This window comes from Xanthomonas hyacinthi (assembly GCF_009769165.1).
GTDB lineage: Bacteria > Pseudomonadota > Gammaproteobacteria > Xanthomonadales > Xanthomonadaceae > Xanthomonas_A > Xanthomonas_A hyacinthi.
This window is the reverse complement of sequence record NZ_CP043476.1, coordinates 1,734,399-1,758,373: the sequence shown is the minus strand read 5'-3', so window position 1 is coordinate 1,758,373 and position 23,975 is coordinate 1,734,399. Positions and strand designations below refer to the sequence as shown.

Genomic DNA, 23,975 nt, shown 5'->3' with positions numbered 1-23,975 from the left:
TATCGGTCGCGTTGTGCGACCGCTGCGCGCAGTCTCCGCACGGTGCGCCGGCGCAGGCTGTGGGCCGGCGCCGGCGGTCGCAGCGTTTCTGCTTCAACGCTTCATCGCGCCGCCGCAGGCGCCTCGCCCAACCCGCGCCACCAACGCTCGCCGGCAGCAGGCGCGGCCAGGTCCACCCGCTCGCCCATGCGCGGCGTCGCCAGCGGCACCGCGGCCGCCGCGGCCAGCGCCACGATGCGCTCGAACGGCTCGTGCCAGGCATGCAGGGCCAGGTCGAAGGTGCCGTTGTGGATCGGCAGCAGCGTGCGCCCGCCCACGTCCAGGTGCGCCTGCAGGCTCTGTTCGGGCTGCATGTGCACGTGCGGCCACTGCGCGTCGTAGGCGCCGGTTTCCATCAGGGTCAGGTCGAACGGACCCAGCCGCCGGCCGATCGCCTTGAAGCCGTCGAAATAGCCGCTGTCGCCGCTGAAAAACACCTTCAGCGCGCGCTCCTGGATCGCCCACGAGCACCACAGCGAGCGGCCGCTGTCGAACAGCCCGCGGCCGGAGAAATGCTGCGACGGCGTCGCGGTCAGCGTCACCCCGGCCACGGTGGTCGATTGCCACCAGTCCAGCTGCCGCACCTTGGCCGGGTCCACGCCCCAGCGCAGCAGCAGGTCGCCCACGCCCAGCGGCGTCACGAACACGCCGACGCGATCGGCCAGGCGGCCGATGGTGGCGCGGTCCAGATGGTCGTAGTGGTTGTGCGACAGGATCACCCCGGCGATCGGCGGCAACGCGTCCAGCGCGATCGGCGGCGCATGGAAGCGCCTGGGGCCGGCGAACGCGAACGGCGAGGCGCGCTCGGAGAACACCGGGTCGGTCAGCCAGAAACCGCTGCGCAGCTTCATCAGCACCGTGGAGTGGCCGAGCCGGAACAGGCTGTGCGCCGGCGCGTCCAGCAATTGCACACGGGTCAGCGGCAGCACCGGCAGCGGCAGCGACGGCACCGTGTGCGCCGGCTTGTCGAACGCGAACTGCCACAGCAGGCGCAGGCTGGCGAAAAAGCCCAGTGCGCTGGTCGCGGCGGGCACCGCGTTGCGGAAGCGTCCCTGGCGGTATTGCGGCGAGGCCGCATGCGACGGCGAACGGGCGATCTGGCAGGCGGAGGCGAGCACGGCGGCATTCCAGCGAGAGGGGGAGGAAGGATTGCACCGTCGGATGGCGGCACAAAAATTACACTACACAGTGTAGTTTCCTCGAGAGGAAAGTAAACCGCTCGGTGTAAAATGTCCACATGTCCAGTTCATCCGCCCCCGCGCCGGCCCCGCTGCGCCTGACCGAGCGCAAGCGCCAGGCGATCCTGGAGGCGGCGATCGCCGAGTTCCGCAGCCAGGGTTTCGACGCCACCAGCATGGACCGCGTCGCCGCCAGCGCCGGCGTGTCCAAGCGCACCGTCTACAACCACTTCCCGAGCAAGGACGCGCTGTTCGCCGAGATTCTGCGCCGGCTATGGCAGCGCAGCGCGGACACGCTCGACGTGCCGTATCGCGCCGACCGGCCGTTGCGCGAGCAACTGCTGCAACTGCTGCAGCAGAAGCTGCGGCTGCTCGACGACCCGGCCTTCATCGACCTGTCGCGCGTGGCCATCGCCCAGGGCGTCCACTCGCCCGAGCGCGCCCGCGAACTGATCGCGCAACTGGGCAGCAAGGAAGAGGGCACCACGGTCTGGATCCGCGCGGCCATGGACGATGGCCGCCTGCAGCCGCTGGACCCGGCGTTCGCCTCGCAGCAGCTGCAGGCCCTGGTCAAGGGCTTCGCCTTCTGGCCGCAGATCGCCATGGGCCAGCCGGCGCTGAGCGCCGCGCAGCAGGCGCAGGTGGCGGAGTCGGCGGTGGATATGTTCTTGCGGTACTACGCGCGCGGCTGAGCGTGCAGTCGGCTATCGGCGGCAGTGTGGGAGACGCAAGGCGGCTTCTGCGCCGTCATCGGACCTCGTCCCTCCGACCACACCGCCAGCTCGTAGCCGTCCTGGTCGGCGAAATGGAAGCGGCGACCGCCGGGGAATTCGAAGAGCGGGCGGACGATGCGGCCGCCGGTGGCCTCGATGCGCGCCTGGGTGTCGGCCAGGTCGTTGGAGTACAGCACCACCAGCGCACCGCCGGGCTGGGCGGTGCCGTGGAAGAAGCCGCCGGTGAGGCGGCCGTCGCGGAATTCGCAGTAGTCCGGGCCGTAGTCCTGGAAGGTCCAGTCGAAGGCCTGGCCGTAGAAGGTCTTGGCCGCGGCGATCGAGGCGACGGCGAATTCCAGGTAGTCGATGCGGTGCTGCTGGTCGGCGCGGCGCATGGCGGGCTCCGTGGAAAGGGCCGCCAGTATCCATCGCCGCGCCGCTGCCGGCTTGGCGAAAACGGCCAGCTCAGCGCGCGTGCCGCTGCACCAGGTCGCGCGGGCTGAGGCCGGTCAGCTGGCGGCTGTCGCGGACCAGATGCGGGGCATCGCCGTAGCCGGCTTCCAACGCCGCCGCGGTCAGTAGCGCCGCGCTGCTGGCGCCGCGGTCCGGCCCGGCCACGAACAGCGCGCGTCCGTCCCAGATTCGGCCGGCGGCGATGCGGCAGCTTACTGCAGCGCGCGCCGCGGCCGATCCGTCATGCGTCGCCGCCAGCGTGGCGCTCACGCCGGGCGTGCCGCCGGCTCCTGGTCGATCTGCACCGCGATCTCGCCCGAATGCGGCGAAGGCGCATGTCCCGGACGCAGCTGCCGCACCGCCTGGTCGAGCGTCAGCGTGCTTGCCGGCGCGGGACCTGACTCCTCGCGCAATAGCCTGGCGAGCTGCAGCAGCGCGTCCACATCGCGCTCTTCCAGCAGTGCATTGATGGCCTTGCTGGTCCTGGCGCCGCCGCGTTGCGCCAGTGCTTCCTGCGCACCGCCCATGATGCCGCGCGTTACCTGCTTGCCCAGCCCGATGTCCGGGCTGGCTTCGCGCCGATTGTTCTTGACGCTGATGGCCACGTGCTGGTTCAACGCGCCGATCGCCGCCATCGTGCCGGACAGTGCGGCCACGCCCACCACTTGCGGGATGGGGACATTGCGCGTGCCTCCCTGTGCGGCCGAGGTCGTCTTGCCGATCACCGAGGATGCCGCGCTGCCGAACACTCCCAGATGGAACATCTGGCCGATGCGCTGGGCGGTCTGCGCCGAGAATTCGCGGAGCGTGTACTTCGCCCCGATATCGCGGACCAGTTGTGCGGAAAATACCGACGTTTCCGATCCGGCCAACAGCCGTGCTGCGAGTCCGTCGGGCGCCAGGTCGGTCAACCTGCCTTCGCGCAGCGCCGCCAGGTCCGCTTCCAATTGGACCAACGCCACTGGCTTGCTGCCGTGGCCCAGCTCGAGATCGACCTCGTGCCCGGCCGCTGCGGTTTCCGCACCGGCGGCGGTTTCCAGTTTTTCCTTGAGTACTTGCTGCACGGCGGTCAAGCCGCTGGTCACCCGCTTGACCAGGGCCTGGGTCGGCGACTGAATCAGCTTGCGCAGCTTGCCCTCGTCGATGTCCTCGGCGCCGAGCGGCTCGCCGCGCGCAAGCTTCTGCGCGCCGGCCTGGGTGAACACATCGGCGTGCAGCAGGTTCAGCTTGTTGTTGGCCTCCTGCTTGGCTTGTTCGTCGAATCCCGCCGCGACATGCTGCATGCCGGTGATCACCAGCGACGCGACGGCCTGGGCGGTCGGCGACAGGGCGCGTATCGCGCCGGTCTTGCTGAGCAGCGCCAGCATGCTGGAAGCAGGCGAGCGCAGCGTACGCGGAATCGACTGAAAGCGATTGCCCAGCCATTGCCGCTCGTGCGCGCCCTGGGTCATCACGAAATCGCGCTGGGCCTGGTGCAGCCTGCTCTCCGCGCGCAGCAGCGCCTCGGCGGCCTGCATCGCTTCGGGATCGTGGGCCAGCGCCTCGAGGGGGGTGCCGCGCTCCGCAGCCAACGCGCGAAACGCGTCGTGGCATGCGCTGAACTCGTCCAGCTGGCTGCGCAAGGTGTTCACCAGATCGGGCAGCCACTGCTTGTCGTTGATCCGGCTCTTGTCCGGCACGATCACATGGCCGCCGTGTTCGCGGATCGATTCGCACAGGCCGACCACGGCCGACTGCTGGGCGGCATTCATCGGCGCGGCGATGGCCGCGGTGGCGAAGCCGAAGCTTGCGCCCGCCCATGGGTTGCCGGTGGCGCAGCTGATCCACGGCGCGGCGACGTACTGCATCGCATTGTTCAGGAAGCTGCCGGACGGATTGGGCATGCCCGACAGCAGCGCGGTACGGCGCATGGCCTGCACGTCGGGTGCTTGCAGGCCTTGCGCCTCGTACCAGCGCATCACATCCTGCTCGCTGATCTGGCCGATCAACTCGGCACTGGTGGCATGGCTGCGCGCGGCGGATGTCCCAGCCGCAGAGCGCAGCGGCCGGAGCGCGCCGATCAGTTGCGCTGCGATCTCTTTTTTCACCGGGCGTCGTTTGTCTCCCTCCAACTGCGTGTGCAGCCGCTGCAATGTCTGCATCGGCACAAGAGGGCGTAGCGTTGCCGCCGTCGCGTAGGCGACGACGGAGGGAGCATTGCTTGTGGTTGCCGCGGCTGCGGCATCGACGCTGCGCTGGCCACGCGGACTGGGGCTGCGCGAAAGCCCTGTCAAAACGGCATGGCGGTGGCCCGGCTGCGGTGTCCGTACCGGTGCCTGCGCCGCTTGCGTCGGCGAGGGGTGTTGCATGTCCGCTGGCGGGGGGGCTTCGGTGCGAGCGGCCGTACTGGTCGCGTTCTGTGTCTTCATGCTGGCATATGTCCTGGCGCTGGCGATGCTGCGAAGGCAGCGGCTCGGCGGCTGGACCGCATGCAGCGCGTCCGGGCGCCGAACCGGGCTTTTGCCGGGGTATCGCGTGTTGCGCGCTGTGTGAGGCGCCCGGCGGTGATCGGCGATGCCTAACGCGCATGTGGTTCTCTGTCACGTACAGATACAGCGGCACGGACGAGTGAATCACTTGGCCATCGTCGCCTCGTTCGGGTGTGCGAAGCGATGTGCGCGTGGCAGAAGGTCTTGCCGCTGCTGCGCGGAACCTTGATCGGATCTGCTTTCGCGCTGCCGCGTGATCGCGGGCGGGGCGGGAGTGCGCCATGTGCGGGGAGCCACGATGGAGCAGAGCGCGCGGTGGTCGGCATTGGGCGCGGTGATTTGCAGGGGTGACGGCCTGCCGCACTCCGCTCTCCCCGCAACGATAGACCTGCATAAGACACAAGCGGCTCCAGCCGCGACAGGAAAACGAAACGCCGGCAACGCCTGGCCGCGCGCAAAAACGCCGCAACCAGCGCTTTTACGAATCCCCATTCCCCATTCCCCATTTCCGGCGCCTTACCGCTGCACATCGAACCGCGAGGTCCCCACGCAGGCCTGCACATCGGCTGCGCTCAGCGGATGGAAGTCGCCCGGCACCGAGTGCTTCAGGCAGCCGGCGGCCAGGCCGAAGCGGATCGTGGCGGTGTCGTCCCAACCCTGGCTCAGGCCGTGCAGCACGCCGGCGGCGAACGCGTCGCCGCCGCCGATGCGGTCGACGATGCCGGTCAATTCCTCGGTCGGCGCCTGCGCCACGCTGCCGTCGCGGCGCAGCAGCAGCGCGCCCAGGCTGTGGTGGTCCACGCTGTGCGCCACGCGCTGGGTGCAGGCCATCGCCTGCAGCTGCGGGAACGCGGCGAAGGCGTCGCGCGCGCCGGCCTCCACCCGCGCCTGCGCGCTGTCCTGCGGATACGGGTGGCCCAGCACCACGCCCAGGTCGCGGTAGTCGGCGAACAGCACGTCGGCCTGCGCCAGCAGCTGGCGCAGGATGCCCGGCGCGTCGCCGTTCCAGGCCTCCCACAGCTTGGGCCGGTAGTTGCCGTCGAACGACACGCGCACGCCGAGCGCGCGCGCGCTGCGCGCCGCCGCCAGCGCCGCGGCCGCGCCGCGTTCGCCCAGCGCCGGGGTCACCCCGGACAGGTGCAGCCACTGCGCACCCTGCAGCAGCGCCGGCCAGGCGTAGGCATCCGCCTCTGCCAGCGCGAACGCCGAGCCGGCGCGGTCGTAGGTGACCTCGCTGGGGCGGTGCCCGGCGCCGGTGGTCAGGAAGTACAGGCCCATGCGCCCGGGCACGAAGCGCACGCCGCGGGTGTCCACGCCGTGCCGGCGCAGTTCGCCGGCGGCCGCCTCGCCCAGCGGGTTGTCCGGCAGCACGCTGACCATCGCCACGTCGTGACCGAAATGCGCCAGTGACACGCCGACGTTGGCCTCGGCGCCGCCCACATGCACGTCCAGCCGCGGCGACTGCAACAGGCGTTCGTGGCCGGGGGCGCCCAGGCGCAGCAACAGTTCGCCGAAGCAGACGATGCGGGATGCGGTCATGGCAGGGAGATCCTGATCGGTCGGAAAGGGGGACCAAGCATGCCGGGAACGGCGGCCACGGCCAAGTATTTTGACTATCGGTGTCATTTTTTTGCGGCGGCAACCGCCAGCCCCGCAGGCCGGCCATGCCGCGTCAGGCACGGCTTTGTGCCGAAAGCCCGCAAATCCGCCGCGATTTCTGTTGCGCTGCAAGATGTCGCAATGTTTCGCAACTGTTAACGTCGGTTTTGACCAGCGGTGTCATCCGCGGCAATACCCCCGAAAAATCATGCAGTTCATGTAACCCTTGGGAGGGGAGGACATGCAATCTCGTACCGAACGCTGGAAGACACCGGTTACCTTGCTCGCGCTGTCGATCGGACTGGCCCTGCAGGCCGGCCCCGTCCAGGCACAGGACGTTCCCGCGCAGGATCCCGCGCCCGCCACCACCGGCTCCAGCGAACCGGCCACCCAGCTCGACACGGTCAACGTCACCGGCTACCGCGCCAGCGTGGAGAAGGCGCTGGACCTCAAGCGCGGCGAGACCGGCATGGTCGACGCCATCGTGGCCGAGGACATCGCCGACTTCCCCGACCTCAATCTGGCCGAATCGCTGCAGCGCATCCCCGGCGTGGTCATCACCCGCGATGCCGGCGAAGGCCGCAACATCTCGGTGCGCGGCCTGGGTCCGGACTTCACCCGGGTGCGGGTCAACGGCATGGAAGCGCTGACCACGGTCGGCGGCTCCGATCAGTCCGGCGGCTCCAATCGCAGCCGCGGCTTCGATTTCAACGTGTTCGCCTCGGACCTGTTCACCCAGCTGGTGGTGCGCAAGACCGCCTCGGCCGACGTCGAGGAAGGCTCGCTCGGCGCCACCGTGGACCTGAAGACCGCGCGCCCGTTCGACTACGACGGCTTCACCCTGGCGGTCAACGGCCAGGCCGGCTACAACGACATGGCGCAGAAGGCCGACCCGCGCGTGGCCGGGCTGATCGCCAACACCTGGGCCGACGGCACCTTCGGCGCGCTGCTGTCGGTGGCGTACTCGGAGCGGCAGATCCTGGAAGAAGGCAGCAACAGCGGGCGCTGGGCCGGCGGCCCGAGCAACGGCAATTTCAGCGCCGCCTCGCCGTTCGCCGCCGCGCGCAGCGCCGATGTGTTCCATCCGCGTTTCCCGCGCTACACGCTGATGGAGCACGAGCAGAAGCGCACCGGCGTGACCGGCTCGCTGCAGTGGAAGCCGAGCAAGAACACCGAGTTTTCGCTGGACGGCCTGTACTCCAAGATCGATGCCAAGCGCACCGAGCAGTACATCGAGGCGATCTCCTTCAGCCGCGGCGCCTCGCAGGGCGGCAAACCGCAGACCATCGTCAAGGACGGCTACATCGATCCGAACACCGGCGCCTTGCTGTACGGCGAGTTCGACGATGTCGACATCCGCTCCGAGCAGCGCTACGACGAGTGGAATACCGTGTTCAAGCAGCTCACCCTCAACGGCGAGCACAAGTTCAGCGACGTGTTCAAGATCGACGGCCAGATCGGTACCTCCAGCTCCAAGCACGAGAACCCGATCCAGACCACGATCATCATGGACAAGGCCAACGTCGACGGTTACTCGTACGACTACCGCGGCAACAGCCGTTCGCCGGTGTTCGACTACGGCGTGGATCCCACCGACGGCAGCGGCTGGACCCTGTCCGAGATCCGCCTGCGTCCGCAGTCCGTGGAGAACACCTTCGACACCGGCAGCCTGAACTTCGCGTGGACCCTGGGGCCGGGCTTCAGCCTGCGCGGCGGCGTGCTGGCCAAGGACTACACGTTCAAGACCAGGGAACTGCGCCGCGCCTCGGAAGTGTCGGTACCGACCTTCGCCGGCGGCACCCGCATCGTGCCGGTCAACATGACCGAGCTGGCCAGCCTCGGCGGCGTCAGCGGCCATCCTGGCAGCTGGGTGGTGCCGGACCTGGGCGCGGTGGCCGATGCGCTGGACATCTACAGCGGCACCGGCAGCTTTGCCCTGGCCGAGCGCGCGGTGAACACGCGCAGCGTCGAGGAGAAGGACCGCGGCGCCTGGTTGATGGGCCAGTTCGGTTTCGACATCGGCCCGGTGCCGGTCAACGGCAACCTCGGCGTGCGTTACGTCAAGACCAAGCAGGAATCCACCGGCTATGCGACGGTCGGTACCGGAGTGGTGCAGACCACGGTCAACCGCGAGTACAACGACACGCTGCCCTCGCTGAACCTGGTCGCGGAGATCTCGCCGGACTTCCTGGTGCGCTTCGGCGCGGCCAAGGTGATGTCGCGCCCGGGCCTGGGCAGCCTGACCCCCGGCGTGACCGTGGCCGTGGCCGGTGGTGCGCGCACCGTCAGCGGCGGCAATCCGGACCTGGAGCCGATCCGCGCCAAGACCGCCGACCTGGGCTTCGAGTGGTACTTCCAGGAAGGCGCGATGCTGGGCGCGGCGCTGTTCTACAAGGACATCGAGAGCTTCGTGCAGACTACCCGCGTGGTGCAGCCCTACTCGGCCAGCGGCCTGCCCGCCAGCCTGCTCGACGGCACCGGCGTCAGCGTCGACGACGACTTCGTGTTCAGCGTGCCGCTCAACACCCCCGGCGGCGACCTGAAGGGCGTTGAGCTCAACTACACCCAGCCGTTCGCGTTCCTGCCGGGCAAGTGGAGCAACCTCGGCGTGCAGTTGAACTACACCTACGTCGATTCCAAGATCCAGTACCTGACTTCGACCGGTGCCAACTCGCTGGAGACCGACCTCACCGGCCTGTCGAAGAACGCGTACAACGGCACCCTGTTCTACCAGGGCGAGCAGCTCAGCGCGCGGGTGTCCTACACCCACCGCGACGACTACCTGACCCAGGTCCCGGCCACCGAAAGCGGCTTCGACGTGCATGGCATGACCGCGGTCAACACGGTGGACGCCTCGATCAGCTGGAAGATCGACGAGCACCTGGAACTGAGCCTGGAAGGCATCAACCTGACCAACGAAGCGTCCGACGAATGGGTCGGCTCGACCTCGCAGCTGCCGTTGCAGTACAGCGAGACCGGCCGCCAGTACCTGCTCGGCCTGCGCTACACGTTCTGAGTCACGCGCCCGCCGGTGTCGCGCCCTGTGCGCGGCACCGGCAGCGCGCCGCTGCCTGCATACTCGCCGGATCGGGGGTAGGGAGGATCGCCGCGCGGCGGCACGTGCGCACGGCGATCGCAAAGGAGTGAGATGGAAGAGGCAATCCGCCGCAGCGCCGCCCGCGCTGCAGCCCGCGCTGTCGGCACCATGGTCACATGGTGGGAGCGACTCTGGGTGGCCTCGGGCCATCAGTCGCGACGGGCTTCACCGACAAGGCCCGCCGTGGCCGAAGCACCCCCCTGTGGGAGCGGCTTCAGCCGCGACAGACACCCAGCATCCCGCGACAGCGCGCCGCCCGCGCGCTGCTCCGCACGGACAGGTCTCCACCCGCAACAAAAACCCCCCAACACCGCCAATCGCATGCTGGCCCGCTGCCTGGCCATGCTGTCCTGCCTGGCACTCCCCACCTTCGCCGCCCCCACCACTGCTGCACCCGAACTGCTGTTCCGCGTCTCCGCCGACCACGGCTTCGACGCCGACCTCGCCCAGGGCGACGCCAAACCCAACTTCCGCGACAAGGTCGCCCTCGTCCCCACCGGCGTGCGCGGCCAGGCGATCGAATGGGCCGACGACGGCGTCCTCGCCTGGAACGCCCCCGGCAACCTCTACACCCAGCGCGGCACGCTGTCCTTCTTCTGGCGTTCGCGCTATCCCGTGGGCGAAGCGCCGTTCGTGATCTTCCGCGTCGGCTACGCCGACCACAGCAGCTGGGACATGGCCTGGCTGCGCATCGACTGGAACGGCCACGGCTTCGACGCCTTCGTCACCGACGCCAACCTGGCGCGCACCCGCGTGTCGTTCACCCTCGACAGGAACCCGGCCGCCAGCGCCTGGACGCACCTGGCTTTCGCCTGGGACGAAACCCGCGGCGTGCGCCTGTACGTGGACGGCAAGGAAGCCGCGCGCATCGACTGCGCGCAGGCCTGCGCCCACGGCGGCTCGCTCGACTTCGACGCCGCGCTCGACCAGCTCGGCCTGGCCGGGCGGGTGATGGCGCCGCACCAGGTGCAGAGCCGCTACAACTTCCTGCGCGGCAGCGACGTCGACGAGATCCGCATCTACGACCGCATGCTCGACGCCGCCGGCGCCGCGGCCCTGGCGCGCCAGCAGGAACCGCGCAGCGCCGAACCGCTGCCCGAGACCGCAGCGCGCAACGCCTGGCTGTACCGCTACGGCTGGGACCACGGCCGCGCGCCGCCCGTGCTGGACGCGCCGTCCACGCGCATCCGCAAGGTCGAATTCGCCGACGCCAAGGACCTCAAGCAGTGGATGTGGAAGGCCACCGACGGCATCGCCGAGACCACCTGGCCCGGCGTCTACAACCGCTCGCGCCTGCCCGGCCGCAACGACGACTTCCAATTGCCGGACTGGAACGTCTACGTCGAAGGCGGCAAGGCGCTGGCCCTGGCCCTGCCCGACGAGGCGTTCAACCGCATCGAACTGCGCGGCGCCGCCTATGGCCAGGCCAGCTACGCCGCCGCCGGTGAAACGCCCGCGCCGCTGTTCCAGCGCAGCCAAGGCACCGTGCGCAGCGTCGACCAGTTCGAACGCCGCCGCGGCGGCCACCTGCGCTTTACCAACACCGCGCAGGAAACCCCGATCCAGGAAATCTGGGCCTACGATGTCAGCGCCGGCGCACCGCCGCCGGCCAGCGCCACGCTCAGCTACAGCGTGCGCAGCGACATCGCGCCGGACTACGCCAACCTCGCCGCCTTGCGCGGCCATATCGCCGGCCGCTACCCGCCGGCCGAACGCAGCACCGTGGTCGCGCTGCCGAGCAAGGCGCCGGCGCGCAAGCGCGGCGCCGAGAAACCCGCCGCGCCGTCGCTGCCGATCGTGCACGTCCTGATCCCTTTCAGCCTCGGCGACGCCCCGCCGGACCAGCCGCTGATGCGCAGCTGGTCCTACGGCTGGGAGAACATGCACGACGGCCTGGACGGCATCGCCATCGACCTGCCGGCGCTGGACCTGCCGGCGACCCACGAAGGACTGATCCCGCTCAACCTGCGCATCAAGGACCCGCTCTGGCCGGCACGCGACATGCTCGACGTGTCGGTGTCGGTCAAGCCCGGCCAGGCGCGCACGCTGTGGCTGGATCTGCGCGACCGCATCCTGAGCAACGACAGCCTGATGCTCAGCATCGCCTCCGCCGCGCCCGGCTTCGACGCGCGCGCGCTGGACGGCGCACAACTGCGCCTGCTGTTCAAGCCGCGCGACCAGGCCAAGGCCGAGCACATCGCCGACCGCTTCAACCAGGTCAGGGACAACTGGGGCTTCCTGGTCGAGGAACACACCGCCTCCAAGCGCCAGCGGCTGTACGCGCGTCTCGATGCGGACATCAGCGACCTGCTGCGCGTGGACCCGGACAACGCGCTCGGCCGCGAATACTGGAACGACATCAGCTACGGCAACCAGGGCGCGCTGCCGGTGGACCTGCCCACCCCGCCCAAGGGCGTGCCGGCCTGGGCGTTCTGGCAGCTGGAAGACCTCAAGGCCACGCGCCGCTACATCCGCTGGTGGATCGACGAGCGGCAAGTGGCCTACGGCGATTTCGGCGGCGGCATCTCCGACGATTCCGACCTCACCCAGCAATGGCCGGGCGTGGCCCTGATGGGCGTGGACCCGGACCGGCTCAACGCCTCGCTCACCGCACTGTCCGACGCCAACTACCGCAACGGCATGTTCACCGACGGCCTGTCCACCATCGAGACCGACGAACTGCATGCCTACGAGGAAGGCATCAACCTCAACAGCGCCATGCTCTACCTCAACTGGGGCGACCCGCTCACCGTCGAACGCCTGATGCGCACGGTGAAGGCGTTCGACCGCATCATCCAGGTCAACCCGCAAGGCCACCTGCTGTTCGCCAGCAACTGGTTCGGCGGGCGCAAGGTCTACCGCGAGCCGAACTGGCAGTGGCAGAAACCCTATTCGTTCCCGGTGCTGCACCCCGCACTGCTGCTCGGCGGCTACAACGCCGACCCCAACAGCCGCCGCATCGTCACCGGCCTGGCCGACGGCTACCTCGCCCACGCCTACACGAATGCCAAGGGCCAATGGGCGCTGCCCAACGAGATCAACTGGAAAACCGGCAAGACCCGCGGCGGCGAACTGTTCGAAGGCAGCGGCGGCGCCGACACCCTGCACACCTTCTGGGCCGCCTGGCGCTGGACCGGCGAGGCGCGCTACCTCAAGCCCATCGACTACCGCGTCGCCAACGCCGGCCCGGCCGGCCTGTCGCTGCTCAACGAAAACGTCCTCGACCTGCTCGGCAAGCGCGACAGCTGGGGCGCCGACCTCGCCCAGGCCGCCGCCCAGCCCGACGCCGTCCCCGACTTCGCCCACCACGCCGCCTGGGAAGCCAGCGGCGACACGGCCTGGCTGGACGCCCTGTACCGCGCCGAGACCCGCGACAAACTGCAGCGCTTCCACATGAACACCGAAGGCCACTGGTGGAGCGACCGCGTCGAATCGCCCACCGTGAACCTGCAGCGCGCCCGCCTGGGCGGCGTGGCCCTCAAGCGCAACCAGACCTACCCCGGCCACACCGTCAGCTGGCGCTTCGCCGATCCCGAAGCCGCCGTGCAGGTCGCCCTGCTGCTGCCCAAGCCGCGCCAGGACCGCTTCACCGTCATCGCCCACAACACCGGCGGCAAGCTGCAGCGGGCGCAGATGACCGGCTGGAACGTCGCCGCCGGGCAATGGCGCATGCGCGCGGGCCTCGATCGCGATGGCGATGGGCGGATCGACGGCAAGCCCGCCACGCGCGCCTTCGCGTTCGAGAAGAGTGCGGCGGTGCAGGTGGAATTCCCGGCCGGCAAGACGGTGGTGATGGAGTTCGAACTGATCGCGCCCGCCACGGTGCCGGTCGAGCAGCGCCCGGACCTGGGGATTGGCCGCGGCGATGTGCGGGTGAGCGCCGACGCCATCGACGTCACCGTGCACAGCCTCGGTCATGCGGATGCGCCGGCGGGGTTCGTGGTGCTGGAAGACGCACGTGGCCGGGCATTGGCGCGGGCAGCGTTTCCTGCGTTGCAGGCGCCGCGGGATTTGGAGCCGAGGATCGCGAACGTGCGGTTGGCGGTGCCGAGCGGCGGAAGCAGCAAGGGCGCACGCATGCGTGTGGTGACGGAAGGGGAGGTCGCGGAGGTCACCCAGCACAACAACGCCCTGGCGGTGCCGTAAACGACCGGAGCTACACAAGCTGCTGCGGTGGGAATTTGGAAGGCGGTCCGTAACACCCGCAATAGGCGGATGTAACAGATTGGACCACCCAAAGGCGGCATAACGCCTTGTGCGGGCAGCACAAGCCATGCTGGCAAAGACGAAGCCTAGAACCTTAGGCTGATTGACGGCAGTCAACGACTCGGCGAGGATCGTGTTATTGCCGCGTTTAGGCGGTCCAATAGTAGTTAGGGGTCACGATGAACTCTTTCGAGATTCCGGGACGGGTAGATTTCTCGAATCAGAGAAGCTCAATGGCTAGCGGACCTTCACGGAATCGAGAGCGACCTCCGCGACACGGATAAGTTGTGCACCAAGTCACTGGCTCTCATGCGTCCACTTCCAGCGGAGAATGGAGACGCTGCCGAATGGCTTGAAAACAGTTGGTTGGCAGGCGAGCTGTCTTTTGCGGCAGTGGTTAAGTACGGCCGGACCTTCGGATCGGGGGTAAGGGCAGGCATTCCAATCTCCTGGATATGCCGGCTGCCCGCGCCACATCAAGAAAGGCATCAATACTTCAAAAGCATTCGCGATAAGTTCGTTGCCCACTCGGTGAACGCTTTCGAAGACAATCAGGAATCCCTGTTTAGGGACATATTCCGAAATGAGGGGCTGGTCACAGTAGCCGGCAGGCGGGCGTCAATCCCATGGATAGCACGCGCGCGTGGGGTGTGGCACGGCAGGCGTACCGCAAGGCACGGGCGGCGCTCGGCATGCGTCGTCGTGGGCAGAGAGAGGCAGGCAGGGCGCGGACAGCGGTCGGCGGGTGTGCCGTGCAGGCAAAACAACAGCTAGGTAAAGACAGGCGCGCAAACATATAGAGCACCGCGGGTGCGCGGAATGTGCTCAGGCAGTGCGCTAGGCGGTGGCAAATGGATAGGGAATCCATCGCAGCGCATGCCGAATCAAGCACTTAGCGCGTCACGTGACACCCAAGGTGACGCGCAGTTCGGTAAGAAGAGGCCCACCACGATGCCCCCGGGGCGCTATCGGCCCCGGAGGGGGAGTAGCGCGACATTTCGGAGTCAGATACCCATTCAGAAATTTCCGACCCACTTTTCGACCATACGGTGGATATAAAACCCAGCGCACCACGCGCGCGCCGCAGAGCTACGCCAATAAACTACATGTGCGGCTCTGAGGCTGTTCCAGCGCCAACAGTCGTGCCATTGTCAGCACGCGACATAGCAATTTGCAGAGCGACAAGTCCTTTGGGGTTCGGCCAACCATCAAAGGAGTTAAGCACTTTGCCATCTTGTATTAGGTAGAACGTAGGTGTATCCAGACTCGTCAACGCCTTCCAGTCCTGACGAAGGTACATTGGGTGCATGGCCAGCTTCGGATGCGCAGTATTCCAAGTTAGTAAACTGGTGAGCGCTAGCGAGGCGTCTGGTGGTACTACTAGGAACAAGTTGTCCCGTAGCCATTTTAGTTCGGATTTCTGTTCTATCTCCGATAAAGCACGAACCGAGAAGGCACAAGTCGGATGCACTACTGCAATGACATGTGCCCGATGGGCGTTCGGAGTCCATGCCTCCACCTTTGCGTGCATACGGTCTTGAAGCGAAACAAATCTGAAGCTAGCAGATGCAAGCGCCGGAGAGATTTTCAACTGCGGCAGGATCGGCAAGCCGAGTGGATTATTAGGCTCGCGTAGCTCGTTGGCCTCAGAGTAGTGCGAGACGCTGGTTAACGCTCCAGCGTAGGTTTGGGTGTGCCAGTCGGTTAGACTGCCAGTTGCAGCTAATTTTCGGTATAGGCAACCAAGTGCGTCAACATCGGCAACTTCTAGCGAGTAAAGCTCTGCGTATGCCGTTGCTTTAAAAAGATCATCGTTGATAGAGTCGTCAGCTGCTCCCTCCGCGCAGGGGTGAAAATCGCCAGTTAGCTGACGGTAGAGAAGCACTACTGCGTCGCCTCGCGATTGCCCGCTCATGTCGCGTAGTTGCGCGTTCAAGTCTGCTAACCGATCATAGAGCGATTCAGTAGCCGCTTTTACAGGGCCGGCCGGCTCCGCGTGCGCACAGAACGTCGCCATCCAGAGGATGGCGACGTTAACACATGGTACAAATCGCATCAGCAATTGCCAGTGCAAATTGATCCAACGTTGCGCGAGCAAGTTGCGCGGCCGCTACACCAATAATCGTTATGGTCCTCCGGAGCGCCGGGGCTAATGCTGCCGCCGCTACCGCTACCGCTACCGCTGCCGTAGGCACTCATAATTCCTTGGTCGTTAGAGCTATTTACTCGTAGTTTATGCATAAACTGTAACGTGGTCTGCAAACCGAACATAGACAGCAAATTATAAGCTTGGCTGCTAGTCAGCTGAGATTCGATGTCGGCATAATAAAACGACGTAACACCATTTTCGTTAAACTTAAGTGATTCAATAAAGCGTTTACGCGCCGCGGGGGAGAGTGAATTAAGCGGTGAGTCGTCGGTTTTATTTTTGGCTAGGTATTCGGTGAGTCCGGATGATGAATGGATCTTGGCATTCTTCCGGGCGATTTTTTGCTGTTCGGCATAGTTGTTGCTCAGTTCCGCGGCCACCTGCAAAGCAGCTTCATTATCTACTGGAGCTTCCTGCGCTGGAGCGGTGCTATTCAATGCCATGCCCAAACCCAATATGGCGCAGGCGACGGTTAATTGCCACCTCATGTAGAATCTCCTTTCTTAATGGTAGTTGGCAAAATAAATATCTAGCTAGATCACAGCCTAATAACAATTTGGCATTCAGACTGCTCAAAAATCTACCATGTGGTGTTCTATCTAGCGACTAGTAATATATCGCATCTTCCAATTTGTCTACGAAATAATCCATGCGCGTTCAAGCCTAATGCGCTACTAGAGGCAGGGTGAGCGGCCTTGGACGGGTGGAACAAGAGAAGCGAGCCTAGCGCTAGCACCAGTGAAGCACCCAAGCTAGGTTCGAAGACACCTCATGCAGGAATCTTCCAAAGAGCTGCTTCAGCCGCACGTCGAGCCACCAAACCGGGAAGCACGACGAGCTGCCCCTTGACGGTGCCCTTGTTCCAGCGAGCGATCTGGGTGGGGACGCATGCGTAGTCGCCTTGGTTGAGGCGGCGCACGAGCGTGGAGCCAGAGAAGCGGGCCATGCCCACGTTGAACACGAAGGACACCAGAGCGGCCTCCTGCGGTGCTGTGAGAGGCGCGCGGACGTATTTGCGGACGATGGTCGAAGCGGCGGCCAAGTCGGCTACCAGCAACGCCTCCGCGCGTTCCTGGGTGATCTTCAAGCCGGCGTAGACATCCTTGCCGGCGTGGCCGTAGCCGATGGTCCAGATGCCCGCGGGGCACAGGTAGGCGACAAGCCGGCAGCCCTCGCTCGTCTTCACGAGCGGGGCCGACAGTTGGGTTGCAGGGGGCATTGAATCCTAGAAGTTGTCGTAGAAGTTGGCCTCGGCCACAGCGCGGCCAGTGACGGCCTGGATGAAGTCGAGGTAGTCCTGGTCCTGCAGCTCCTCCGCCCGGCGCGATTCCTCGTCCTCGACATTGCGAGCGAGCTAGTCGGCCCAATAGGCGAGTGCCATGGCGAGCGGCTCAACTCGGTCGTCGTGCTTTACAGCGCCACGGTCGCGGGTCATTCGGGAGAGCAGCTGGTGGAACAATTGGTAGTGGTGGTTGTCCGCTTCTGCGTCAGCGCGGATCAGGGCCTTGTCCACGACCAGGCGATGCTGGTTGAGGACCGGCTCGACCGTGTCGCAGATACGCCGCTCCTTCGCCGTGGTGTGGCGAATCTCCTCTAGTTCTACTGTGTTATAAACCCATCTAATCTCTGGTGCTGTTGCAGGATCTTCACGTCCAATTGAAGAGGCGGCCATGGTGGACAAGACGTTGGAAGAACGGTTTGAGCAGTACGCAGAAGTCATTGCCGCAGCGCTGTCGCATGCGGATCGCCGGCTCCCCTCGCAGTGGTACCTGAAGGGCCTGATGTTGCCCGGGGGGCGCAAGAGCGTAGAGCCCATGGCCGCACGCGTACATCCTCACAACGTGCGTTCCGCCCACCAGTCGATGCATCACCTGGTGGCCGATGCTGACTGGAGCGATCAAGGTCTGCTCGCGGTTGTGGCCGCCCAGGTGCTGCCGGCGCTGATGAACAAGAGCAAGGTGTGCCATTGGATCGTGGATGACACCGGCCATACCAAGAAGGGAACGCATTCAGTCGGTGTTGCGCGCCAGTATTGCGGTCGGCTTGGCAAGATCGATAACTGCCAGATCGCCGTGAGTCTGTCGGTGTCCAACGAGCACGGCAGCCTGCCGGTGGCATACCGGCTGTACCTGCCCCAGGAGTGGGCGCAGGACGCCGCGCGGCGCCAGAAGACCGGTGTGCCCGATCAGAGGGTGTTTCGGACCAAGACGGCGCTGGCCATGGAACAGATCGATGGCGCCCTGGCGGCGGGGATGGCGCCAGGGATCGTGCTGGCCGATGCGGCCTACGGCACCCAGACCCACTGGCGCAAGCAGCTCACCGACCGCGGCCTGTCGTACATGGTGGGCGTACGCAGCAATACGAAGGTGTGGTGGGGGCCGCATCAACCCACACCGACGCCGCCCGCCAGCAGCAAAGGGGGGCGCCCACGCACGCGGCCGGTTCGCGATGCCCGACATGCACCGGTCTCGGTGTACGCGGTGGCACAGCGCCTGCCGGCGAGGAAGTTTCGGCAGATCGGCTGGCGCGAAGGCAGCGCTGCGCCATTGAGCTCACGCTTCGCTGCGGTTCGAGTTCGCGCGGCGCACAACAGCCAGCCACATGATGCGCAGTGGATGCTGATTGAATGGCCGCCGACAGAGCCCGAGCCGCGTCACTATTGGTTCTCCACGCTACCGGCGAACACGCCGCTCAAGACGCTGGTTTCCACTGCGCAAGGCCGATGGCGCATTGAGCGTGACTACCAGGAGCTGAAGTCCGAGCTGGGCCTGCATCACTACGAGGGGCGCAACTGGCGGGGTTTTCACCATCATGCAAGTCTATGCATAGCAGCGTACGGATTCCTGGTGCGCGAACGGCTGCGCAGTAAAAAAAGCTCCGCCCGACTCAAGGCATCTGCCGTATCCAACGACATCAGGCCGCGCGGATCTGGCCCCGGCGCAGCGCCACCATCCCAACGCGATCGCCACACTGGCGTTCAGCCTGGCCCGAATGATCGCAAGGCGGCTGCCACGGTGCCCGTGCTGCGGGATCTCGCCTTACCAGCGACTTCGCATCTAATAACACAGTAGAATTAAGAAAAGCCCATCGATTCGTGTCGGAATAATCCTACATGCCTTGGATCAGCCGCGGTTGACGGCCGCCACGGCCTGGGTCACGTAGTCCAGGTTGGCCTGGCTCAGCGCGGCCACGCAGATGCGGCCGGTGCCGACGGCGTAGATGCCGAACTCCTCGCGCAGTCGGTCCACCTGCGCCTTGCTCAGGCCCGAGTAGGAGAACATGCCGGCCTGCCGCTGGATGAAGCCGAACTCCGGCGCGCCGAGGGCGGCCAGCTTCTGCACCATGCCGGCGCGCAGGGCGTGGATGCGCTCGCGCATCTCGGTCAGTTCCTGCTCCCACATCGCGCGCAGTTCGGGGCTGTTGAGCACGCCGGCCACCAGCGCGGCGCCGTGGGTGGACGGGCTGGAGTAGATGGTGCGGATGATGCGCTTGACCTGCGACTGCACCGCCTTGCTCTCGGCCGCGGTGGCCGAGACCACCGACAGCGCGCCGACGCGCTCGCCGTACAGCGAGAACGACTTGGAGTACGAGCTGGCGACCACGTAGCTGTCCACGCCGGCCTCGGCCAGCAGGCGCACCGCGTAGGCGTCTTCGTCGATGCCCTTGTCGAAGCCCTGGTAGGCGATGTCGACGAACGGGAACAGCTGGCGCTCCTTCAGTAGCGCAGCGACGCTGCGCCACTGTTCCTGGGTCAGGTCGGCGCCGGTCGGGTTGTGGCAGCAGGCGTGCAGCAGCACCACGGTGCCCGGCGCGAGGGTGTTCAGGTCGGCGAGCATGCCGTCGAAGTTCAGGCCGTGCGTGGCCGCATCGAAATAGGTGTAGTCGACCACGTCGAAGCCGGCGGCCGAGAACACCGCGCGGTGGTTCTCCCAGCTCGGGTTGCTGATGGCGATGGTCGAGGTGGACAGCAGCTTCTTCAGCAGGTCCGCGCCCACGCGCAGCGCGCCGCTGCCGCCGATGGTCTGCGAGGTGGCGACGCGGCCGGCCGCCAGCAGCGGCGACTCGGCGCCGAACAGCAGTTTCTGCGTGGCCAGGTCGTAGGCCGGCAGGCCGTCGATCGGCAGGTAGCCGCGCGGTTTGGCGTCCTGCGCCAGCTGCCGTTCGATCTGCTGGACGGCGCGCAGCAGCGGGATGCGGCCGCTCTCGTCGTAATAGATGCCCACGCCCAGGTTGACCTTGGTCGGGCGGGAATCGGCGTTGTAGGCCTCGGTCAGGCCCAGGATCGGGTCGCCTGGGACCTGTTCCACATTTGCAAAGAAGGACACGGCGGTACTCGTTTGGTGGCGAAAGGTGGGGGCCGGGAGGGACCGGAGCCGGCGCGGTCAAACGCCCCATCCTAGCAAACCCAGGCCTTGCGTGGCGGGGCTTTGCGCTACGCAGCGTGCGGCCGGGCGGCGCTTGCGCGATGATGCGCGGATGCCCGATCGCCCTCTCCTCGCCCTGCTCTGCGGCCTCTGTGCCGCGGGGCTGTCGCCCGCCGTCTGCGCCGCCGATGCCGATCCCACCACCCTGCCGGTCGTGCAGGTGCAGGCCGCACGGGTCGCCGGCGTGGACGATTTCGACCTGCCGGCCTCGCTGACCGCGATCAGCCTGGGCGACAGCAGCCGCACCGGCGTGCAGGTCGCCGAGGCCTTGTCCGGCGTGCCTGGGCTGCTGGCCCGCGATCGCCAGAACTACGCGCAGGACACCCAGCTGTCGATCCGCGGCTTCGGCGCGCGCTCGGCGTTCGGCGTGCGCGGCGTGCGCCTGCTGCTGGACGGCATCCCGGCGACGATGCCGGACGGCCAGGGCCAGCTGTCGCACTTCAACCTGCTGGGCGCCGCGCGCATCGAGGTGCTGCGCGGTCCGTTCTCGGCGCTGTACGGCAACTCCTCCGGCGGCGTGGTGCAGTTGTGGAGCGGCGACGGCGCGCCCGACGACCCGTGGCGGCTGCGCACCACCGCCGGCAGCAATGGCACGTATAGCGCCGGGGCGCAGCTGCAGGGCCAGCAAGGCGACGTGCACTACAACGTCGCCGCCACCCATTTCCGCACCGACGGCGACCGCGACCACAGCCACGCGCGGCGCGAATCGGTCAACGCCAAGTTCGGTTTCGACCTGGCCCCCGGCCGGCGCCTGGACCTGGTGCTGAACTACCTGGACGCGCCGTGGGCGCAGGATCCGCTGGGCCTGACCCGCGCCCAGTTCCATGCCGATCCGCAGCAGGCCACCGCCGTGGCGACCCAGTTCGACACGCGCAAGTCCACGCGCCAGGCGCAGGCCGGGGCGATCTTCACCCAGCAAGTGGACCAGCAGACCTGGCGGCTGATGGGCTACGCCGGGCGCCGCGACGTGCAGCAGTACCTGGCGGTGCCGGTGGCGGTGCAGGCCAATCCGCTGCATGCCGGCGGGCTGATCGACCTGGACGGCGACTACGGCGGCGTGGATGCGCGCTGGGCCTGGCAGGGCGAGCTCGGCGGGCGCCCGTTCCAGTTCACCGTCGGCGCCAATGCCGACCGCCAGAAGCAGCACCGCACCGGCTACGAGAACTTCGTCGGCAGCACGCTGGGGGTGAAGGGACGGCTGCGCCGCGACCAGGAGGACCAGGTGCAGAACGTGGATCAGTTCGCCCAGGCCTGGTGGCAGTTCAGCGAGCGCTGGTCGCTGCTGGCCGGCCTACGCCACAGCCAGGTGCGGTTCCGCTCCGACGACGCCTACATCGTCGGCCGCAATCCGGACGACAGCGGCCGCACCGATTATTCGGCGACCACGCCGGTGGCCGGGGTGGTGTTCCGCGCCAGCGACGACCTGCGCTTCTACGCCTCGGCCGGGCGCGGCTTCGAGACCCCGACCTTCAACGAACTGGGCTACCGCAACGACGGCGGTGCCGGCCTGGCGCTGGACCTGTCCGCGGCCAGGAGCGAGAACCTGGAACTCGGCGCGAAATGGCGCGACCAGGCCGGCGCGGCCTGGGAAGCGGCGCTGTTCCGCGCCAACACCGACGACGAGCTGGCGGTGGCCAGCAACACCAACGGCCGCAGCACCTACCGCAACATCGGCCGCACCCGCCGCCAGGGCGCCGAGGCCAGCTACCTGCTGCCGCTGGGGCAGACCGCGCAGCTGCAGCTGTCCTACACCTGGCTGCAGGCGACCGTGCGCCAGGCCTACCTGACCTGCGCCAGCAGCGGCTGCGCCACGCCCACCGCGCGGGTGGCGGCCGGTGCGCGCCTGCCCGGGGTGCCGCGCCAGCAGTTCTTCGCGCGCTGGCAGTGGCAGCCGCGCGCGTGGCAGTTCGCGGTCGAAGCCGTGGCCGCTGGCGACACCGTGGCCAACGACCTGGCCACCGAGACCGCCCCCGGCTACGCGCTGCTGAACCTGGAGGCCTCGCGCCGCTGGAGCACGACGCATGGCGCGTTGCGCACCTTCGCGCGCATCGACAACGCGCTCGACCACGCCTACATCGGCTCGGTCATCGTCAACGACAGCAATGGCCGCTACTACGAGCCGGGGCCGGATCGCGGCTATACGGTCGGACTGCAATGGGATTTCGCGCACTGAGCGCAGCTGGCCGGGGACGCGCGACCGCCCTTGCCTGGCCAGCTACCGATTTTCATACGGGATTTCGCTCCGGACCGCTCGCAAAGCAGGGGCGTGGCTAAGATCCAGAGGGAAACCTTCGAAAGGTGTCGAATGCGAACCGCGTTGATGTCTTTGCCACGTCTGCTGCCAGCGGCGGCGGCGTCCGTCGAATCCGGCGCGCCTGCGGCGCGTGCGCATGCGTGCGCTGCCGTCTCCACACGCCACGCGCTCGAATGTGCAGGTGCGGTCGCCAGCCTCGTCCCTGCGCCTATCAGGCGAGTTCGCGCTGCGCCGCGTTCGGTCAAGGCATGCGTGGCGCAATCATCTGCGGTGAGGCGGCTGCACATCGATGCGCCAAGCGCCGATCTCGCCAGTGCGATTGCCCAGGTGGATGGCGAATCGGCGCAGTCGCCCGGGCAGGATCCGCAACTGGAGCTGCGCTGCCGCGTGGTGCTCGAATGCATGCGCGCATGCGCCGGCGAAGCCTATACGGTCGATCTGGCGGCGGTACCCGATATCGGCCGGCTCCGTTTCGACGCGCCGATGTCCACGCATCGGTTGAAACTGTGGGAAGGCTCGACTGACGACACGGTCGTCGTTGCGCTGGGTTTTTCGGGGACGCGATTGGATGATGCCAACGATCTGTTGTGCGACGTGAGGAGCCAAATCGCCCAGCCGCACGTCAATACGTTCGATGCGCGCCTGCCAACGCTGGGGAAGGTGGGGGCGGGCTGGCAGGAATGGTGGCAGTCCGAAGCGCGACAGCCGCGCAGGGATGGGGCCGTCATGAAGCAGGTGCTGACGCGCTACTCGGAACTCGCACGGGACAGCGGCAAGGCGCTGTCGATTTCATTGTCGGGACATAGCCTGGGCGCGGCAGCGGCCACGATCGCCGGCTTCGATATCGCGCACTTCCTGCGTGCGGCCGGGGCAAGCGGCAAGGTCAGCGTCTATGCCTTCAACCCGCCACGCCTGGGGCAGGCGGGCATCGAGACGCTCTACGTGGACACCCTGAGGTCGGAGAAAAGTTCATTGCGATTCACGCTGCGCCAGTTCGCCCGCGCGCTGGATCCGGTCCAGTCCACGCCATTGTTCATGCATCACCCGCACTGGCACCACGACGCAGGTGCCGATTCCGATCGCGCCGGCAGCGTCAGCGGAGATCGTTTTGCGCAGTTTGTCACCTGCATCGACTCGCCGGCGAGCAGCGTCAATCCGGCGGAAAATCACGAGTTGCTGCCGTGGCGCGATTATTTCCTTTCCACGATCGAACAAGCGGAGCTGCAACGCATCTTCGCGCCCGTGCAGGTGCCGCCAGCGTCAGCCGAGGGCTCGCGTGTTTCCCGATGGAAACCGTTCAATCCGGTTTCTGCTGCGTCGTGAACCGCCGCACAAGACCGGGTCGGAGCGAGGCCTCCGGGTTCGTGCCTGTTTCGAGGACGGCGCGCGATCCGG

The 23,975-nt window shown here is 66.9% G+C and carries 13 protein-coding genes and 3 pseudogenes; 6 read left to right on the top strand and 10 right to left on the bottom strand.

Annotation, left to right across the window (positions count from 1 at the left end; genetic code table 11):
* Positions 1-101 precede the first annotated feature (101 nt).
* Entirely contained in the window at positions 102-1,157 is a 1,056-nt protein-coding gene (locus FZ025_RS07930; RefSeq protein WP_104558401.1) for an MBL fold metallo-hydrolase, read from the bottom strand.
* 119 nt (positions 1,158-1,276) lie between these two features.
* Between FZ025_RS07930 and FZ025_RS07925 the strand changes: the two genes are divergently transcribed.
* Positions 1,277-1,909 (top strand): TetR/AcrR family transcriptional regulator, encoded by a 633-nt coding sequence (locus tag FZ025_RS07925; protein ID WP_046978214.1) that lies wholly within the window; start codon positions 1,277-1,279, stop codon positions 1,907-1,909.
* Between the two features lie 68 nt (positions 1,910-1,977).
* Here FZ025_RS07925 and FZ025_RS07920 read toward each other — a convergent pair.
* From FZ025_RS07920 to FZ025_RS07905, 4 genes and pseudogenes are all read right to left on the bottom strand, one after another.
* A pseudogene (locus FZ025_RS07920) lies at positions 1,978-2,325 on the bottom strand (VOC family protein); the annotation flags it as partial.
* Between the two features lie 70 nt (positions 2,326-2,395).
* Positions 2,396-2,509: pseudogene (locus tag FZ025_RS07915) on the bottom strand (helix-turn-helix domain-containing protein); the annotation flags it as partial.
* Between the two features lie 140 nt (positions 2,510-2,649).
* The gene (xopN, locus tag FZ025_RS07910; RefSeq protein ID WP_046978216.1) at positions 2,650-4,791 is read right to left on the bottom strand and encodes a type III secretion system effector XopN; all 2,142 of its coding nucleotides are present in this window, start codon (positions 4,789-4,791) and stop codon (positions 2,650-2,652) included.
* Between the two features lie 576 nt (positions 4,792-5,367).
* Positions 5,368-6,390 (bottom strand): sugar kinase, encoded by a 1,023-nt coding sequence (locus tag FZ025_RS07905; protein ID WP_046978217.1) that lies wholly within the window; start codon positions 6,388-6,390, stop codon positions 5,368-5,370.
* Positions 6,391-6,691: 301 nt separating this feature from the next.
* Here FZ025_RS07905 and FZ025_RS07900 point away from each other — a divergent pair, with 301 nt between their 5' ends.
* The gene (locus tag FZ025_RS07900) at positions 6,692-9,466 is read left to right on the top strand and encodes a TonB-dependent receptor (protein WP_046978218.1); all 2,775 of its coding nucleotides are present in this window, start codon (positions 6,692-6,694) and stop codon (positions 9,464-9,466) included.
* 402 nt (positions 9,467-9,868) lie between these two features.
* Complete coding sequence (locus FZ025_RS07895) at positions 9,869-13,693, top strand: LamG-like jellyroll fold domain-containing protein (RefSeq protein ID WP_046978219.1); 3,825 nt, start codon at positions 9,869-9,871, stop codon at positions 13,691-13,693.
* A 1,162-nt stretch (positions 13,694-14,855) separates the two neighbouring features.
* Here the strand turns inward: FZ025_RS07895 and FZ025_RS07890 are convergent.
* From FZ025_RS07890 to FZ025_RS07875, 4 genes are all read right to left on the bottom strand, one after another.
* Positions 14,856-15,638 carry a hypothetical protein gene (locus FZ025_RS07890; protein WP_158185538.1) on the bottom strand — a complete coding sequence of 261 codons (783 nt, stop codon included), beginning with the start codon at positions 15,636-15,638 and terminating at the stop codon, positions 14,856-14,858.
* 170 nt (positions 15,639-15,808) lie between these two features.
* Complete coding sequence (locus FZ025_RS07885) at positions 15,809-16,390, bottom strand: hypothetical protein (RefSeq protein ID WP_146093528.1); 582 nt, start codon at positions 16,388-16,390, stop codon at positions 15,809-15,811.
* Positions 16,391-16,671: 281 nt separating this feature from the next.
* Entirely contained in the window at positions 16,672-17,088 is a 417-nt protein-coding gene (locus tag FZ025_RS07880; RefSeq protein WP_244292485.1) for a lysozyme, read from the bottom strand.
* 168 nt (positions 17,089-17,256) lie between these two features.
* The gene (locus FZ025_RS07875; RefSeq protein ID WP_046978221.1) at positions 17,257-17,574 is read right to left on the bottom strand and encodes a hypothetical protein; all 318 of its coding nucleotides are present in this window, start codon (positions 17,572-17,574) and stop codon (positions 17,257-17,259) included.
* Between FZ025_RS07875 and FZ025_RS07870 the strand changes: the two genes are divergently transcribed.
* Positions 17,573-18,973, top strand: a complete 1,401-nt coding sequence (locus tag FZ025_RS07870; protein WP_244292483.1) for an IS701 family transposase — start codon at positions 17,573-17,575, stop codon at positions 18,971-18,973. The genes FZ025_RS07875 and FZ025_RS07870 overlap by 2 nt on opposite strands.
* A 51-nt stretch (positions 18,974-19,024) precedes the next feature.
* Here the strand turns inward: FZ025_RS07870 and FZ025_RS07865 are convergent, their stop codons facing one another.
* Positions 19,025-20,227, bottom strand: a complete 1,203-nt coding sequence (locus FZ025_RS07865) for an amino acid aminotransferase (RefSeq protein WP_046978222.1) — start codon at positions 20,225-20,227, stop codon at positions 19,025-19,027.
* 151 nt (positions 20,228-20,378) lie between these two features.
* Here FZ025_RS07865 and FZ025_RS07860 point away from each other — a divergent pair, with 151 nt between their 5' ends.
* Complete coding sequence (locus tag FZ025_RS07860) at positions 20,379-22,499, top strand: TonB-dependent receptor family protein (RefSeq protein WP_046978223.1); 2,121 nt, start codon at positions 20,379-20,381, stop codon at positions 22,497-22,499.
* Between the two features lie 147 nt (positions 22,500-22,646).
* Positions 22,647-23,928: pseudogene (xopAP, locus tag FZ025_RS07855) on the top strand (XopAP family type III secretion system effector); the annotation flags it as partial.
* Positions 23,929-23,975 lie beyond the last annotated feature (47 nt).